Annotated in this window: 15 protein-coding genes and 2 tRNA genes; 11 read left to right on the top strand and 6 right to left on the bottom strand. The window is 69.5% G+C overall.

Annotation, left to right across the window (positions count from 1 at the left end; genetic code table 11):
• Positions 1-43: 43 nt before the first annotated feature.
• From dusB to ACEYYH_RS10800, 6 genes are all read left to right on the top strand, one after another.
• Positions 44-1219 (top strand): tRNA dihydrouridine synthase DusB, encoded by a 1176-nt coding sequence (dusB, locus tag ACEYYH_RS10825; protein ID WP_374974435.1) that lies wholly within the window; start codon positions 44-46, stop codon positions 1217-1219.
• A complete protein-coding gene (locus ACEYYH_RS10820; RefSeq protein ID WP_374974434.1) occupies positions 1209-2567 on the top strand; it encodes a deoxyguanosinetriphosphate triphosphohydrolase in 1359 nt (452 codons plus the stop codon). Before dusB ends, ACEYYH_RS10820 begins: the two co-directional genes overlap by 11 nt.
• A complete protein-coding gene (gene dnaG / locus ACEYYH_RS10815) occupies positions 2567-4432 on the top strand; it encodes a DNA primase (RefSeq protein WP_374974433.1) in 1866 nt (621 codons plus the stop codon). The genes ACEYYH_RS10820 and dnaG overlap by 1 nt, the downstream gene beginning before the upstream one ends.
• 50 nt (positions 4433-4482) lie before the next feature.
• Positions 4483-5271, top strand: a complete 789-nt coding sequence (locus tag ACEYYH_RS10810) for an ATP-binding cassette domain-containing protein (protein WP_374974432.1) — start codon at positions 4483-4485, stop codon at positions 5269-5271.
• Positions 5272-5346: 75 nt separating this feature from the next.
• Positions 5347-5419 (top strand) — tRNA-Asn (locus ACEYYH_RS10805).
• Between the two features lie 65 nt (positions 5420-5484).
• Positions 5485-6153, top strand: coding sequence for a hypothetical protein (locus tag ACEYYH_RS10800; protein ID WP_374974431.1), 669 nt, complete (start codon positions 5485-5487; stop codon positions 6151-6153).
• Between the two features lie 64 nt (positions 6154-6217).
• Here ACEYYH_RS10800 and ACEYYH_RS10795 read toward each other — a convergent pair whose 3' ends face one another.
• The 3 genes from ACEYYH_RS10795 to def all read right to left on the bottom strand — a co-directional run bounded on the left by ACEYYH_RS10795 (position 6218) and on the right by def (position 7972).
• A complete protein-coding gene (locus ACEYYH_RS10795; protein WP_374974430.1) occupies positions 6218-6826 on the bottom strand; it encodes a DUF305 domain-containing protein in 609 nt (202 codons plus the stop codon).
• Between the two features lie 62 nt (positions 6827-6888).
• Positions 6889-7314: a DUF6153 family protein gene (locus ACEYYH_RS10790; RefSeq protein ID WP_374974429.1), complete on the bottom strand. Its 426-nt coding sequence runs from the start codon at positions 7312-7314 to the stop codon at positions 6889-6891.
• A gap of 91 nt (positions 7315-7405) precedes the next feature.
• Complete coding sequence (gene def / locus ACEYYH_RS10785; protein ID WP_374974428.1) at positions 7406-7972, bottom strand: peptide deformylase; 567 nt, start codon at positions 7970-7972, stop codon at positions 7406-7408.
• Positions 7973-8015: 43 nt separating this feature from the next.
• On the opposite strand from def, the gene ACEYYH_RS10780 reads away from it, so the two are divergent.
• The 3 genes from ACEYYH_RS10780 to nagE all read left to right on the top strand — a co-directional run bounded on the left by ACEYYH_RS10780 (position 8016) and on the right by nagE (position 11339).
• Positions 8016-9113, top strand: a complete 1098-nt coding sequence (locus ACEYYH_RS10780) for a DMT family transporter (RefSeq protein WP_374974427.1) — start codon at positions 8016-8018, stop codon at positions 9111-9113.
• Between the two features lie 25 nt (positions 9114-9138).
• Positions 9139-9212 (top strand) — tRNA-Ile (locus ACEYYH_RS10775).
• A 186-nt stretch (positions 9213-9398) separates the two neighbouring features.
• Positions 9399-11339 (top strand): N-acetylglucosamine-specific PTS transporter subunit IIBC, encoded by a 1941-nt coding sequence (gene nagE / locus ACEYYH_RS10770; RefSeq protein WP_374974426.1) that lies wholly within the window; start codon positions 9399-9401, stop codon positions 11337-11339.
• Positions 11340-11402: 63 nt separating this feature from the next.
• On the opposite strand, the gene ACEYYH_RS10765 is transcribed toward nagE, so the two are convergent.
• The gene (locus ACEYYH_RS10765; RefSeq protein ID WP_374974425.1) at positions 11403-13409 is read right to left on the bottom strand and encodes a DUF262 domain-containing protein; all 2007 of its coding nucleotides are present in this window, start codon (positions 13407-13409) and stop codon (positions 11403-11405) included.
• A gap of 163 nt (positions 13410-13572) precedes the next feature.
• Here ACEYYH_RS10765 and ACEYYH_RS10760 point away from each other — a divergent pair, with 163 nt between their 5' ends.
• Positions 13573-14346 (top strand): hypothetical protein, encoded by a 774-nt coding sequence (locus tag ACEYYH_RS10760; RefSeq protein WP_374978151.1) that lies wholly within the window; start codon positions 13573-13575, stop codon positions 14344-14346.
• A gap of 150 nt (positions 14347-14496) precedes the next feature.
• Positions 14497-15000, top strand: coding sequence for a DUF3145 domain-containing protein (locus ACEYYH_RS10755; protein ID WP_116193332.1), 504 nt, complete (start codon positions 14497-14499; stop codon positions 14998-15000).
• A gap of 138 nt (positions 15001-15138) precedes the next feature.
• On the opposite strand, the gene ACEYYH_RS10750 is transcribed toward ACEYYH_RS10755, so the two are convergent.
• Together ACEYYH_RS10750 and ACEYYH_RS10745 are read right to left on the bottom strand one after the other, a co-directional pair.
• On the bottom strand, positions 15139-16377 hold the full coding sequence (locus tag ACEYYH_RS10750; RefSeq protein WP_374978150.1) for a beta-ketoacyl-[acyl-carrier-protein] synthase family protein: 1239 nt from the start codon (positions 16375-16377) through the stop codon (positions 15139-15141).
• A gap of 56 nt (positions 16378-16433) precedes the next feature.
• Positions 16434-16682 carry an acyl carrier protein gene (locus tag ACEYYH_RS10745; RefSeq protein WP_013586517.1) on the bottom strand — a complete coding sequence of 83 codons (249 nt, stop codon included), beginning with the start codon at positions 16680-16682 and terminating at the stop codon, positions 16434-16436.
• Positions 16683-16703: the final 21 nt, after the last annotated feature.

Raw genomic sequence — 16703 nt, 5'->3', positions numbered from 1 at the left:
AGGGGAGCGGCCGTTCAGCCAAGGAACGGATTCCTGTAAGAGAATGGAAGGCGTGACGACTGCCCTCGCCCCCGCGCCGACGCTGCGCATCGGGCCCATCGAACTCGACGCCCCCGTGGTGCTCGCGCCGATGGCGGGCATCACCAACACGGCTTTCCGACGCCTCTGCCGCGAATACGGAGCGGGTCTCTACGTCAGCGAGATGATCACGACGCGCGCTCTCGTGGAGCGCAACGCCACGACGATGCGCCTGATCACGCACCACGAATCCGAGACGCCGCGCTCGATCCAGCTGTACGGCGTCGACCCGGCGACGACCGAGGCGGCCGTACGCCTCCTCGTCGAGGAGGATCGCGCCGATCACATCGATCTGAATTTCGGATGCCCCGTCCCCAAGGTCACCCGCAAGGGCGGCGGAGCGGCACTCCCGTGGAAGCTCGGTCTGTTCCGCGACATCGTGACGCGCGCGGCCCGCGCTGCCGGCGACATCCCGCTCACCGTCAAGATGCGCAAGGGCATCGATGCCGACCATCTCACCTTCCTCGATGCGGGCCGTATCGCCGAGGATGCCGGCGTCGCCGCGGTCGCGCTGCACGCGCGCACCGCCTCCGAGTTCTACTCGGGCGAGGCGGACTGGTCGGCGATCGCCGCGCTCAAAGAGGCCGTCACCAGCGTTCCGGTGCTCGGCAACGGCGACATCTGGTCGGCCGACGACGCCGTGCGCATGATGGCCGAGACCGGCTGCGACGGCGTCGTCGTCGGACGCGGATGCCTCGGGCGCCCGTGGCTGTTCGGCGACCTCGCCCGCGCGCTCGGCGGGCCCGGTGCCGCACCGGCCGAGCCCGTCGACGCGACCCTCGGCTTCGTCTCCCGCGCGTTCCGCCGTCATGCGGAGCTGCTCGTGGAGTTCTTCGAGGACGAGGACCGCGGCTGCCGCGACATCCGCAAGCACGTCGCCTGGTACTTCAAGGGCTACCCGGTGGGCGGTGAGCTCCGCGCGAGCCTTGCCACCGCATCGAGCCTCGCCGAGATCGACGATCTCCTCGCCACCCTCGACGCCGACGCCCCCTATCCGGGCGCGGCGGCCGAAGGCCAGCGCGGTCGTGCCGGCACCCCGAAGCGCCCCGCATTGCCCGACCGCTGGCTGGAATCCCGCGAGCTCAGTGCCGAGGCATCCACCGCCATCGCCGAAGCGGAACTCGACCACAGTGGCGGGTGACCTGGCCGGCGCATCGGAGCGCCCGGTGGGGTACGACGATGCCGACGCCGCCCGCTTCCACGCCGAACGCCACCGATCGCAGCGCGACGACTTCGCGCGCGACCGCGCCCGCGTGCTGCACTCGGCCGCCCTGCGCCGCCTGGCCGCCAAGACCCAGGTGCTGAGCCCCGCAAGCCCCGCGGACTTCGCTCGGAACCGCCTGACCCACTCCCTCGAGGTCGCCCAGGTCGGCCGCGAGCTGGCGACCGCACTCGACCTCGCTGCCGACGTCGTCGATACCGCCTGCCTCAGCCATGACCTCGGGCACCCGCCGTTCGGCCACAACGGCGAACGGGCGCTCAACGAATGGGCCGAGGACTTCGGCGGGTTCGAGGGCAACGCGCAGACCCTGCGCATCCTCACGCGGCTCGAGCCCAAGGTCATCGACGCCGACGGGCACAGCTTCGGGCTGAATCTCACCCGGGCGAGCCTCGACGCCGCCTGCAAGTACCCCTGGACGGCCGACCACCCATTGCCCGACCCCGGCGGCCGGCTCAAGTTCGGCGTCTACCCCGAGGACGAAGACGTGTTCCGCTGGGTCCGCGCCGGTGCGCCCGGGCGGCTGCGCTGCATCGAGGCCGAGGTCATGGACCTCTCCGACGACATCGCCTACTCGGTCCACGACTTCGAGGACGCGATCGTCAACGGCTACCTGGACCCGGCCCGCCTGGTCGACCCGCGAGAGCACGAATGGCTCCTCACCGCGATCCAGTCCTGGGTCGGGTTCGACTTCGCCCGCGACGAGCTCGAAGACGCGCTGTTCCGGCTCACCCGCATGCCCGAGTGGATCGATTCCTTCGACGGCACGCGAGCGGCGCTGGCACGGCTCAAGAACCTCACCTCCGACCTCATCGGCCGCTTCGCCAGGGCCGCCACCACCGCGACACGCGAGGCGTATCCGACCTCCGTGCTGACGCGCTATCGCGGGCACCTCGTGGTGCCCCGCATCGTCGAGGCAGAGATGGCGGTGCTCAAGGGCATCATCGGCGCTGCGGTCGTCTCGATCGAAGGACGCAAGGACCTCTACAAGGAACAGCGTCGCGTCCTCAAGCGCCTCGCCACGGCCCTGTGGGAGCACCCCGAGTCGCTCGATCCGCTCCACGCAGAGGACTTCGCCGGCGCCCAGACGGATGCCGCGCGCCGCCGTGTCGTCGTCGACCAGGTCGCCAGCCTCACCGACCAGCTGGCGATCGCGTGGCACACCTCGCTCGTCGGGCCGGTGGATGCCGCATCCGTCGGCGTGTGGGCACCGGGCGGGCGCCCCATGGACACGGCCTCCCGCGCCTTCCGCGCCTCCGAGGCGCGCTGATGGCGGGGCGCATCCGCCAGGCGGACGTGGACGAGGTCAAGGCGCGCACGAACATCGCCGACATCATCGGGGAGCGGGTCGCCCTCAAGTCCGCGGGCGTGGGCTCGATGAAGGGCCTGTGCCCGTTCCACGACGAGCGCAGCCCGAGCTTCAACGTGCGCCCGCAGGCCGGCTTCTACCACTGCTTCGGCTGCGGCGAGTCCGGCGATGTCTACTCGTTCCTGCGCGCGATGGACCACGTGACCTTCACGGAGGCCGTCGAGCGGCTCGCCGGCCGCATCGGCTACGCGCTGCACTACGAGGACGGCGGCGCCGCTCCGGAGCACACCGGCCGTGCCCGCCTGTACGCCGCGAACGCGGCGGCCGCGGAGTTCTTCCGCGCGCAGCTCATGACGCCCGAGGCCGACATCGCGCGGCGCTTCCTCGGCCAGCGTGGCTTCGACGCCGGCGCCGCTGCCCATTTCGGCGTCGGATTCGCCCCGAAGGGCTGGGAGGGCATGACCCATGCGCTCCGCGCCAAGGGTTTCACCGACGAGGAGCTGTCGTCCGCCGGACTCGTGTCGCAGGGGCAGCGCGGGGTCTACGACCGCTTCCGCGGACGCGTGGTCTGGCCGATCCGCGATGTGACAGGGCAGGTGATCGGCTTCGGGGCGCGGAAGCTCTTCGACGACGACAACGGTCCCAAGTACCTGAACACGCCCGAGACGACGATCTACAAGAAGGCGCAGGTGCTCTACGGGCTCGACCTCGCCAAGCGCGAGGTCTCCCGGCAGCACCAGGTCGTCGTGGTCGAGGGCTACACCGACGTCATGGCGTGCCACCTCGCAGGGATCACGACCGCGATCGCGACGTGCGGCACGGCGTTCGGCTCCGACCACATCACGGTGCTCCGGCGTGTGATGGGCGACGACTCGACCGCCGGCGAGGTCGTCTTCACCTTCGACCCGGATGCCGCGGGGCAGAAGGCGGCGCTGCGCGCCTTCGCCGATGCCAAGCGATTCAACGCGCAGACGTACGTCGCCACCGGCCCCGAGGGCCTCGATCCGTGCGACCTGCGCCTCGCCCGCGGCGACGGCGCCGTCCGGGCGCTCCTCGAGACGAAGGTGCCCATGGTCGAGTTCGTGCTCGACCAGCGCATCTCGGGCTACGACCTGCGCAGCGTCGAAGGGCGCGTCGGCGCGCTTCGGACGGCGGCCCCGGTCGTCGCGGAGCTTCGCGACCCGCTCCTGCAGCCGGAGTATGTCCGCGTGCTCGCTCGGCGACTCGGCATGGACACCGAGGATGTCCGCCGTGAGGTCGAGCGCGCGGGCCGGAGCAACGGGGGCGGGCGGCGCGACACCGCGCCCAGCACCGCCGAGCCGGCGGAGCCGCCCCTCGACGACGGTGCCCTGCGCGTCACGCTCGCGACCCTACCGCGCACGCCCGACGTCGGGATCGAGCGCGGCGCGTTGATGGGCGTGCTGCAGTTCGGGCACCGCATGGACCCGTCGCTCGTCGCGCGCGCGCTCGACCTGCCCTTCCGGCATCCGGCTCTCGACGCCGTGCGCGTCGCCGTGCGCGACGCTCCGGGCATGCAGCGTCCGGGGTGGGCGGTTGATGCCGTCGCCACCGTCCGCGAGCCCTACCGGTCGCTCGCGGCCGAGCTGCTCGCCGCCGACTTCCCCGCTCTGAGCGACGACGAGGCGGTCTCTTCGGCGAGCGACCTCGCCCGCCGCCTGGTGATGCGCGGATTCGACCGTGAGAAGGCGGAGCTGCTCGGCGCGATCCAGCGGGTGCCCGCGGACTCGGAAGAGGGCCGGACGATCCGGCTGCGCCTGCGCGAGCTCGATGCCCAGCGGCAGGCGCTGGCCGACGAGGGATCCTGATCGGGTCCCGTCGGCTGGCGTCGGCGCCGGTCAGCAGGCAGGATGAGGACATGGCTCGCCGACGAGATGCGGATGTCGCGATCGACTGCTCCGATCTGTCGATCGCCCGATCCGGCCGCGGGGGCCCCGCCCAGCGTGTGGTCGACGGCGTGTCGTTCCGGCTGCCGCACGGCGGCATCCTCGCGGTGATGGGGCCGACCGGCTCCGGCAAGTCCTCGCTCGCGGCGGTGTTGGCGGGCGCGGACGAACCTGGCCTCGCCGTCGTGGGGGGCCGCGGTCTCGTCGAAGGCGTCCCGGTGCGACGTCCCGGTCGCGCCCATCGCTACCTCACGTACTACGCCGGCTATGTCCCGCAGTCCGCCGGCGCGCACCTGCCGGCGCGCCTCACCGTCGCCGAGGTGATCGGAGAGCCGATCACAAGTCGCGACCGTCGCGTCAGTCCGCGCGCACTCGCGGTGCGCGTGGCATCGCTCCTCGACGAGTTGATGCTGCCCCTCGGCGCCGCGGCGAAATACCCGTACGAGCTCAGCGCCGGCATGCGCCAGCGCGTGGCGCTGGCCAGGGCGCTGGTGCTCCAGCCCCGCGTGCTGATCGCAGACGAGCCCTTCGCCAACATGGACGTCGAGGTGCGCAAGGCGGCACGTGAGGCGGTGCTCCGCCGGCGGCACGAGCTCGACATGGCCGCCCTCGTCGTGACCAACGAGCCGGAGGTCGTGCGCGAGCTCGACGCGGACGTCCTCGTCCTGCGGGCAGGCCACGCCGTCGCCTTCGGACACGGCACGCAGGATCTGCTGTGGACGCCGGATGGCCAGGCTGATCGACGCGTCGTCAACTCCTGAGGAGCCTCCGTGGTCATGAGCACGGGTTGAGCTTTGCTAGTATGGTCTGGTTGCCCGCACGAGAGTGCGGAACATTCCTCCATAGCTCAATTGGCAGAGCAATCGGCTGTTAACCGATAGGTTCTTGGTTCGAGTCCAAGTGGGGGAGCGAAAGCCTCGGGGCTCCACCCCCGAGGCTTTCTTCGTCTCCGGGGACCACATCGAGGAGTGCACATGGCGGCTCGAGCGAAGCCTTCGCCGCGTCTCGCCGTCGCGGGCGGCGTCCCCGCCCCGGCGCCCATCTACCGTTCCGTGGCGCTCCTGCTCACGCTGGGAGTGTTCGGCGTCACCGTTCTGTGGGTCGGGCTCGTCGTCCTCGTCGGCGGCGAACCGTGGATGTTCCCGATCTCCGCGCCGGCGCCGTGGCTCTTCCTCGCGCTCGTCCCGTCCGTCGTCGCGATCCTGCTCGCCGTCCGCGGCATTGCGCTGTGGTCGCTCGCCTTCTCCCTGGTGAGCGTATGGCTCGTTCCGACAGGCATCGCGACGATCGCGGTCGTGCTCGTCGCGCTGTGGACCGTGCGCGGCATCCGCAGTCAGTGGGCGGCCCACGATCTCGACTCCGTGATCGCCACGGCTGCAGCGCACGGGCTTCCCGTTCTGGTCGTGCAGAACGTGGCGGGCAAGGCGCGGGCGCGCAAGACCACCGACACGACGCAGGTGCAGGTGCGCGACATCGACACCGGCGAGCTCTCGACGGCCCGGGTCTGGGGCCCGATGAGCACGGGGACCACCTTTGTGCGCCAGGGGATGAACGTCATCGCACAGGCACCGCCCGGAGCCGACGCGGAGCTCCGCCGCTGGGTCGAACGCCAGAACCGCCGGAGCGCTCCGACCCCGGCTTGACCACGGCCGTAGCCGTGGGCCGGATCGTATGGACGACCCGGCCCGCGGCTCGGGCGACGCGAGTTCAGAGCGTCGTCAGCAGCTGCTGCATCTCGGCGATCTCGGCCGTCTGGTCGTCGATCACGCGCTGGGCGAGAGCGAGCACGTCCGCGTCCTGCCCGTTGGCGAGGGCCGCCTGCGTCATCTCGACGGCACCCTCGTGGTGCACGATCATCTGCTCGAGGAAGAGGCGGCTCGCCTCGGACCCGTCGGCTTCGCGCAGCGCAGTCATGTCGGCCTCCGACATCATCCCGTCGCCGTGGTCCATGCCTCTCGAGGCGTCGGGGTCGTGAGGGACACCCCAGTCGTCGAGCCAGCCTTCCATGAGCTCGATCTCCGGCCCCTGGGCGGCCTTGATCCGCTCCGCCAGCTCGACGACGCGGGGATCCACCCCTTCCTTCGCGAGGACCGCGTCGGACATCTCGATCGCCTGCTCATGGTGGGGGATCATCATGACGACGAACATCTGGTCAGCCATGACGACGGATGACGCCGAGCTCGAGGGCCTCTGCGACCCGTGGTCCATCCCGGGCATCGAACCCGGCCCGGCGGCCCCGTTCGCACACCCGGCCAGCCCGAGGGCGACGGCGAGGGGGAGGAGGGCGACGAGTGCGCGCGTGCGGTGGTGGTTCATTTCTTCTTCTCTCTGTCGTTGGGGTGGCGGTGAAGCGCCCGACCAGGCGGGCGCTGGACCGCTCACGTCCGGCTGACGGAGAGAACAGTGAGAGAGGGTGGATGCTGCGGCGCACCGTCGACGGGCACGCCGACGGTGGCGGCGCTCCAGAACAGCTCGCGCCGCCCGAGCAACCACGACGAGCCGGACGGTGCGACGAACAGTGCAGCGAGGAGGAGCGCGAGGACGCAGACCACCGTCCAGACGCTGGGATGGGAAGGCTCCGCCGGCGTGATGGCGCTCTCGGTCATCGAGCCCTGGTGCTCGTGATGCTGCGCCGTGCCGGACTCGACCGACGCCACGGTCATCGACGATCCGTGCGCGGCATGCGATCCCGGCGAAACGAGCACGTGCATGCCGAGAAGCCCCAGTACGATCACCGCGATCATGACAGCGTGCACACCGAGCCCGACGCGCGTCGAGCGGGGTTCGCGCTGCAGCGGCGGCATCCGTGCACCTCCTCGACGTCGGGACGCCTGTCAGCGTCTCGACGAGTCTACCGCGATACCCCCCGAGGGTATAGCGGTAATCAGCGCCCGCTCAGGCGTCGAGGTCGTCGACGCCCGGGGTCCAGGAGCTGCCCGGCCGGCCCCAGCCGCGCTTGCGCGCGATCTTCTGCACGGTCTTCCAGTCACCGTCGTCCAGGCGGTCGACGTAGAGGATGCCGTCGAGGTGGTCGAACTCGTGCTGCATGATGCGCGCGCGCCAGCCGTCGACCTGGATGCGGACGGGCTCGCCCGCGAGGTCCGTGCCGGTCACCAGCACCTCGTCGGATCGACGCAGCGCGAAGCGCTCGCCGGGGAACGACAGGCAGCCCTCCGACTCCTCGTCGGGGTCGGGTGCACCGGGCTCGAGGGGCTTCATCCACAGCACGGGGTTGATGATGACGCCGCGCCAGGGCTCGCCGTCGTCGTCGGCGTAGGTGTACGTGTAGATGCGCAGCGGCACACCCACCTGCGGGGCCGCGAGACCCACGCCGGGCGCGGCATCCATCGTCTCGAACATGTCGGCGACCAGCGTGCGGATCTCGTCGGTGATCTCTTCAACGACGGACGCGGGGGAGTGCAGGACGGGATCGCCCATGATGCGAATCGGGAGAACAGCCACGCCCTTGAGCCTATCGACAGGCACCTGCGGCTAGTGTCGATACGTGGTGTGGACTGCGGTGGAACTCGAGGACATCGGCGATCAGCTGGTCGGCGTGTTCCAGAACCCGAACATCCTCATCGGCATTCCCCTGGCACTCCTCGGCGCCGTGTTCATGTCGTTCGGCGCACAGTACCAGCACCGCGGCGTGACGAAGGTCGAGCGTCTCTACGGCTCCCAGACCAACGGCGGGCTGGGCGCGAACCACCTGCTGAAGCTCCTCGCACGACCGTCGTGGGTGATCGGCACCGTCATGCTGGGGCTCGCCATCGTGTGCCAGCTGTGGGCACTCGCCTTCGCCCCGCTCATCGTGGTTCAGCCCCTCGGAGCGATCGCCCTCGTGATCACGACGCTGCTGAACGCCCAGATCAGCGGGCACAAGCCGACGAAGCGCTCCCTCATCGCGATCGCGGCGTGCGTGGGCGGTATCTTCGTCTTCGTCACGATCGCGGCGCTCTTCGCGACAGAGAAGCCGGTGTCGAACGGACAGCTCATCACGATCCTGGTGCTGCTCGGTGTCGTCACCGTCGTCTTCGCGGGTCTGTGGATCTGGTTGCGCTCGCGCATGGGGGCGCTGTTCTACATCATCGCCGCGGGAGTCATCTACGGCTTCGTCGCGACCCTCGCCAAGGTGGTGATCGTTCGCATCCAGGCGAGCGACTTCAACTGGCTCACCTTCACGTGCCTCGCCGCTCTCATCGCGGGAGCCATCGTCGGCGCGTACTTCGTGCAGAACGCGTACGCCTCCGGGCCGCCCGACCTCGTCGTCGCGGGCCTCACCGTCATCGACCCCATCGTCGCCATCTTCATCGGCCTGACGGTGCTGCAAGAGGCCGCCGGCGCGCCGCTCTGGGTCTACATCACCTTCGCGGTGGTCGGCGCCGTCGCGGTGTGGGGCGTGTTCCAGCTCGCCAGGCACCATCCCCAGGTGCTCAGCGAGAGCCAGGAGCTCCCGATCCAGCGGGGCAGCAGCGGACGGGAGCCGGATGCCGCGCACCCGCACACCGCGTCCATCAAGGTGACCGAGGCCGTCGCCAAGGTGTGGCCCGAGCCGCCAGTGAAGGACCCCGCCGACGGGTCCGAAGGCAGGACGGGCAGGTAGGCTCGTCAGCGCGCGCCACGCGCAGGGGGCGGTGGCCAAGCTGGTCAAGGCAGCGGGCTCATAACCCGACGATCGTGGGTTCAAGTCCCACCCGCCCTACGGATCGAGGTCCGTCGCAACCCCGCGGTTGCGACGGACCTCTCCTCGTCCCGGCCTTTGATCACGGACGGATGAGAAATTCGTTCATACCCCTAACTTTCGGAGGGGGACCCCGTGACGCGCGACTCGATTTGGCTGTAGCGTCAGCCACATCAACTGTCCCCTGGCTCCTGATGGAGGCGAACAATGAAGTTCCTGCAGAGGCTCGGCAGGTCGATCATGCTCCCGGTGGCTGTGCTGCCGGTGGCTGCGATCCTGTCCGGCATCGGTTTCTGGATCAGCAACGGCGGAAAGAGCCCCAACCTCGTATCGATCTTCCTCGACGCGGCGGGCGGCTCGCTCCTCGGCAACATCGCCCTGCTGTTCGCGGTCGGCGTCTCGATCGGAATGGCGAACAAGCCGGACGGCACCTCCGCGCTCGCGGGTCTCGTCTCGTGGCTCGTCGTCACGACGCTGCTCAAGCCCGAGACCGTGCTGCTGTTCACCGGCGTCGACAACGTCAACGAGGTGGACCCCGCCTTCCTGCGCGTCCAGAACGTCTTCGTCGGCATCGTCTGCGGCCTGATCGGAGCGTTCTGCTACAACCGGTTCAAGGACACGAAGCTCCCTGACGCGCTGTCCTTCTTCTCGGGCAAGCGGTCGGTCGCGATCGTGACGGCCGGCATCTCGCTGGTGCTCGCGATCATCCTGTTCTTCGTGTGGCCGTTCGTGTACACCGGGCTCGTCGGGTTCGGCGAGTGGATCGTGACGCTCGGCGCGTTCGGCACCGGCATCTACGGCTTCCTCAACCGCCTCCTGATCCCGGTGGGCCTGCACCACGCCCTGAACTCGGTGTTCTGGTTCGACGTCGCCGGCATCAACGACCTGAACAACTTCCTGGACGGCACCGGCACGTACGGTGTCACGGGTCAGTACATGACCGGGTTCTTCCCGATCATGATGTTCGGCCTGCCGGGCGCGGCCCTCGCGATGTACCTGACGGCCAAGACGACGCGCAAGAAGCTCGCATACGGCATCCTGCTCGGTGGTGCGATCTCGTCGTTCTTCGTCGGAGTCACCGAACCGCTCGAGTTCGCGTTCATGTTCCTGGCGCCGGTGCTGTACCTGGTCCACGCGGTCTTCACGGGCATCTCGATGGCGATCAGCCAGATCCTGCCGGTGCGCATGGGCTTCGGCTTCTCCGGTGGCTTCGTCGACCTGGTCCTCGGCTGGATGAACCCGATGGCGCAGAACCCGTGGCTGATCCCCGTCATGGGCGTCTTCTGGTTCTTCATCTACTTCGCGGTGTTCTACTTCTTCATCAAGCGGTTCAACCTGAAGACGCCGGGGCGCGAGGACGACGACATCCTCGGCGAAGGCACCGAGTACGACACCCACGCTGCCGACGACAAGTACCTCGTGACCGGCGGCCGCTTCATCGAGGCGCTCGGAGGCAAATCCAACATCCTCGAACTGGAGAATTGCGCCACGCGGCTGCGCATGGAGATCGACGACCCGAGCAAGGTCGACGAGACCGCGCTCAAGCGGGCCGGTGCGGCCGGCACGATGAAGCCGGGCGGCAAGTCGGTGCAGGTGATCTACGGCACCAACGTGCAGTTCGTGAAGGACGCGATGGAGCAGATCATGTCGGGGCAGGCCGAGGCGCCGACGCCCGCCGCACCGGAGCCGGCCATCGCGCCGGCGGCGACCGGCACGGCGGTCCTGACCGACACCCCGCCGGCGACGGCCGTCCGGCTCCGCCAGCCGCTCGAGGGCAAGGTGGTGCCGCTGTCGGAGGTTCCGGACCCCACGTTCGCGCAGGGGATCATGGGCCCGGGCATCGCGATCGAACCGACCGGCGACACGGTCGTCGCGCCGGCCGACGGCACGATCGGCGCCACGTTCGACAGCAGCCACGCGGTAGCGCTCGTCCTCGACGACGGCACCGAGCTGCTCATCCATGTCGGCATCGACACGGTCGGCATGAAGGGCGACGGCTTCGACACTCTCGTCGAGAAGGGCCAGAAGGTCACGGCGGGCACGCCGCTCCTGCGCTTCGACCTCGCGAGGATCCGGGCCGCCGGCCACCCCTCGATCACCCCGGTGATCGTGCTCAACAACGAGAACGCCACCGTCACCTTCGAGTGACGCCCGCCTCCCGGCCACGATGAACGGGACGGATGCCTCGGGGCCGAGGCATCCGTCCCGCTCTCACATCGCGTTGCCGATGTACGAGTACTTGACGAAGACCTCGGGGGCGAGCCCCGCCTCTTCGAGGACGCCCTGCACGGCGCTCAGCATGTAGCTGGAGTCCCAGCCCATGTAGAGCGAGTGCTCGTCGTCGAGGCGGTCCCACTGGCCGTTCCAAGACTGCGCCGTGTAGACCGGGCCGCCACGGCGCGCGCTGTATGCGACGACCGACTCGCGGGAGTCCGCCCAGAGCCGCTTGAAGATGCGATTGAAGAGGTACTTGACGTCGGGCACCTCCCAGTGCTCGCCGCAGTACTCGACGTACGCCCACTCCCGGTGCCAGCCCGGCGGCCATCCGCGGCGCCGAACGGCGTCGAGGATCGGGGTCAGGCCGTCGTCGTCGATCGCGGGACCACCCGGACGCTTCCAGACCTGGACGAACCGATCGGTGAGCCGCATCGATCGCTCGGCGATCGCCGCCGTGCCCCACGAGGGCAGGTCCGCGAGCTCGGCCGTGGTCGCCACGGCGCTGCGGGCATAGAGCGCCCGCTTCTCGGGGAACGACCGGTCGAAGGCGCGGAGAGCGAGATCCTCTTCGAGGACGGTGAGGTTTCCGATCGTGTTCGCGAGGGCACGATGGCTGTTCTGCTCATCGTCGCTGTACGACGCCCACTCGCGGATGCCGTCGCCCGACCATCCGTCGCCGGGGGCGAGCGGGAAGATGTGCTCGACGTCGAGGCCGCCGACGCCGTCGACCCCCGAGATGCGGCCGAGGACATAGGCCGCGTGCGGGAGCTCGGAGTATTTGAGGGCCACGGCGATGCGCTCGTCGGACGGCGTGATGCGCGAGATCGCCGTGACGAGCGCTTCCGCTCCCTCTTCGCGCGCGCGGCACAGCCGCGCGACCAGACGGTCGACGCCGGTGCCGACGACGGCGCGCCGCACGAGCAGCGACTGCACCATCTCGAGCGTGTCGATCAGCTCGTCGCGGCCGAGCGAGCCCTGCTCGAAGTCGCGGTACGCCCGCATCACGAGCGGGTACATGCCGGTGCCGAACGTGCCGAGGTAGGCGAGGTGACGCGCGATCTCGGCATCCGGGGCCTCGCTCGGCCGGAGGAGGATGCGGTACACGCGGGAGAGCTCGCGCCACTCGTCGGCGTGACGCACCAGGTCGTCGAAGTCGAGCCGCGGGAACTCATGACGGAACGCGTCGTACACACCGCGACCGCCGACGACGGTGACCTCGCGCCCGGTCCGCATGACGAGATACTGCCGCCAGAACTCCGCGATCGAATCGCCGGTGTTCTGCTCGATCGCCTGCCAGTACTCGGCCTCGATCTCGAGCTGCTCGGAGTGGTTGAGTCCCATCAGCACGTAGTTGTGGATGAGCTCGTGGTCGCGCAGCGGCTCGCCGGTCGAGTTCAGGCTCTCGAAGATCTGCTGCGCGTTGGCGCCGGTGCCGAGCGTGATCGCGACGTGCTCGAGCTTCTGGAGCCCCCGCCAGATGTGCGGCGCCTCGTCGAGGCTGATCTGGCTGCGGAAGAACGCGTAGTTGTCGTCGAACCGCGAGTCGCGGTGCTCGCCCTGCGCGAGGGGGAGGTCGAGCACGACGCGTTCGAACACCGACGCCCACGCCCGGTGCGGACGCAGCTTCGTGCGCGCGGCGTCGTGCGAGTGCACGAGCACGCGCTGGAGCTGATCGGCGAGGTCGGGATCCGCTTCGCGCACGGTGTGGTGCAGGGCCGCGACGAGCAGCATGAGCGTCGTGGTCCGCTGCTGGCCGTCGATCAGCACGAGTTCGGCGTCGGAGCCCTCGCCGCTCGCGGAGGAGAGGATGGAGCCGATGAAGTGCATCCGGTGATCGTCAAGATCCGCGACTGCGCGGATGTCGGAGAGGAGCTGCTCGCACCCGCCGATGTCCCACCGGTACTGCCGCTGATACACGGGGACGACGATCGTCCAGTCCGCGGCGGAGAGCCAGCCGATGGTGTTGACAGCAGTGGCATCGACGTTCGTGGCAGTGACCATGGCCCGTCCAGTCTAGGCCGGGCGCCTCGCCGCGGAGCGGGCGCACGACGCCGCCGGTTATTCACGGCGCCGTCTCCGGAGCCCCTCAGACCCCCGAGGTAGGCTTACCTAAGTTGAGCCTGTTAAAACGTGCTGGCTCACTGACCGAAAGGCATGATTCGTCATGGGTTACATCAAGTCCGCCGCTCTCGACGAGACCGGCTTCGTGGTGCTCGACTCCTACGGTGAGGAGGTCGACCCGCAGGAGTGGCTCTCGATCGAGTACGTCGACTGGAAGTCGTCCGGCGACACCCGCTTCGCGCCGCTCGCGTCCGCCAAGGGCGAGATCGAGTGCAACGGGTTCTGGAACCACACGCCCCCGCGCACCGACAAGGACGGCGTCTGGATCCCCGAGCAGACCGAGAAGGCGCCGACCCTGACCCGTCGCGCGCAGGAGCCGGGTGCCAACGTCGGCCGCTGCCGCATCATCGAGCTGCAGCCGAACACGTACGCCGACGCGCTGTACAACCTCCACCAGGACGACAACAACCGCCTCAACCCCGACGGCACCGGGTGGGTCGTGCGCGGCTTCTTCAACCTCACCGACGACAAGACCAGCTACTTCGTGCTGCGTGAGAACCGCACCGACCCGAGCATCGAGTACCGCGTCGCGCTTCCCGCCGGTGCCCAGCTCATCGTCGACACGCAGCGCCTGTGGCACGCCGTGCACCACGACGGCACCGAGCCGCGGTACTGCCTCATCACGTCGTGGGAGTCCGGCCCCGAACTCGACGCCTACATGGAGAAGTACAACGCGGTGCCGACGGCGCCGCAGTTCGAGGTCGCGCAGGAGGTGCTCGACGCCGGTCAGGCCGAGCAGGCCCGCCGCGACGCCGCGCGCGCCGCGTACTACGCCGCGAAGGGCAAGGCCGAGGTCCAGGCCATGAGCGAGGCCTGAGCACCGCCCAGCTGATCGGAGAGGGCCCGGGAATCACAGTCTTGTGATTTTCGGGCCCTCTCGGCGATAATGGCGGCAGCACAACCGAACAGCACGTCATGACACCGTCACAGGTCGTAGGGGAAGACGCACCTGACGAACGGAGAGATCATGGCGACACAAAAGGCGCGTGGGGTGATCTTCATTCACTCCGCGCCACGGGCGTTGTGCCCCCACCTCGAGTGGGCAGTCGGGCGGGCCCTCGGCCGCGCCGTCAGCTTCGACTGGGCGGATCAGCCGGTGCTCACCGGCAGCCGGCGCTCCGAGTTCTACTGGGAGGGCGCCGCCGGGACTGGCTCCGCGCTGGCGACGGCGATCCGCGGCTGGGAGCACCTGCGCTTCGAGGTCACCGAGGATCCCACCCCGCGCAGCGACGGCGGTCGTTGGCTGCACACGCCGGGACTCGGCATCCATTACGCCCAGACCGACACTGCGGGCAACGTCGTGATCGGCGAGGACCGCATCCGCTACGCGATGGAGATCGCCGGTGGCGACGCATTCGAGCTGCAGCGCGAGCTCGACGTCGCGCTGGGCGCCGCGTGGGACGAGGAGCTCGAGCCGTTCCGGCACGCGAGCGACGACGCCCCGGTGGTCTGGCTGCACAAGGTCGGCTGAACAATCCCACAGACGCAGGCGGCGCGAGGCGCCACTACCGAGGCTCGGAGGCCATGAATCCCGGGTCGCGGGACCGCGAACCGCCGCCTGACACGACAGACGCCCCCGGTCGGCTTCACCGGGGGCGTCTTCGTATCGTCAGACCGAGCGGAAGGCGACGACGGCGTTGTGGCCGCCGAAGCCGAACGAGTTGCTGATCGCGAGCTGGTCGCCGTCGCCGAGGGCGATGGGCGCGTCTGAGATGCGCAGCGGGATGTCGGGGTCCTGCGTGGTGACGTTGATGGTGGGCGGCGCCTGACGCTCGCGCAAGGCGAGCAGCGTGAAGATCGCCTCGAGCGCGCCGGTGCCGCCCAGCAGGTGACCGGTCGCGCCCTTCGTCGCCGAGACGGGGATCTCGTGGACGCGGTCGCCGAAGACGCTCAGGAGCGCTTTGTACTCGGCGATGTCGCCGGTCGGGGTCGACGTGGCGTGCGCATTGATGTGCGTGACCTCGTCGGGCGTGGCGCCGGCCTGCTCGAGCGCCAGGCGGACGGCGCGCGACGCGCCGAGTCCCTCGGGCTCGGGAGCCGTGATGTGGTACGAGTCAGCAGTCACGCCGCCGCCCACGATCTCGCCGTAGATCTTGGCGCCACGCGCCTTGGCGTGCTCCTCGGTCTCGAGGACCAGGGCGGCCGCGCCCTCGCCCATGACGAAGCCGTCACGGTCGACGCTGTACGGCCGTGACGCCGTCTCGGGGGAGTCGTTGCGCTTGGACAGCGCCTGCATGGCGGCGAACGCGGCGATCGTGAGCGGGTGGATGACCGCCTCGGCGCCGCCCGCGATGACGACGTCGGCGCGACCCTCGCGAAGGCTCTCGAAGGCGTTGACGAGCGACTCGGTGCTCGACGCGCACGCCGACGCGACCGTGCGCGCGTAGGCGCGGGCGTTCAGGTGCATCGAGACGGCCGCGGCGGGGGCGTTCGGCATGAGCATCGGGACGCTCATGGGCATGACCCGGCGCGGACCCTTGGTCTTGAGCGTGTCCCAGCCCGCGAGGGTCGTCTGCAGACCCCCGATGCCGGTCGCGAAGTCCACGGCGAACCGCTCCGGTTCGACCTCCGGCTTGCCCGCGTCCTCCCATGCCTCGAACGCGGCCACGAGCGCGAACTGCGCCGACGGGTCGAGGCGGTTGGCGACGGGGCGCTCCAGCACGGTGTCGGGCCGGACGAGCGCCTCGGCGGCGAAGGTGACGGGGAGCTGGAACTCCTGCACCCAGTCCTGCTCGATGCTGTGCGTGCCGGACGCGCCGCTCAGCAGCGCCGACCAGCTCTCGGGCGCGGTGCCGCCGATGGGGGTCGACGCGCCGATGCCGGTGACGACGATACGGGGTGTGCTCATGGATCAGAGTCCTCGCGTGCTGGCCGGTGGGGGCCGCGGCCCCCACCGGGATGGTCCTACGCCTGGTTCGACGTGATGAAGGTGACGGCGTCGCCGACGGTCTTGAGGTTCTTGACCTCGTCGTCCGGGATGGTGACGCCGAACTTCTCCTCGGCGTTGACGACGATCGTCATCATCGAGATCGAGTCGATGTCCAGGTCGTCGGTGAACGACTTCTCGAGCGCGACCTCGTCGGCCGAGATACCGGTCTCGTCGGTGATGAGCTCCGCGAGTCCCGCGAGGACCTCGTCGTTGGTGAATGCCATGGGATTCTCCTGTTTGTTAGG

This window comes from Microbacterium trichothecenolyticum (assembly GCF_041938625.1).
Taxonomy (GTDB): Bacteria; Actinomycetota; Actinomycetes; order Actinomycetales; family Microbacteriaceae; genus Microbacterium; species Microbacterium trichothecenolyticum_D.
Note: the sequence above shows the minus strand (reverse complement) of the source record. Positions and strands in the feature narration are given on the sequence as shown.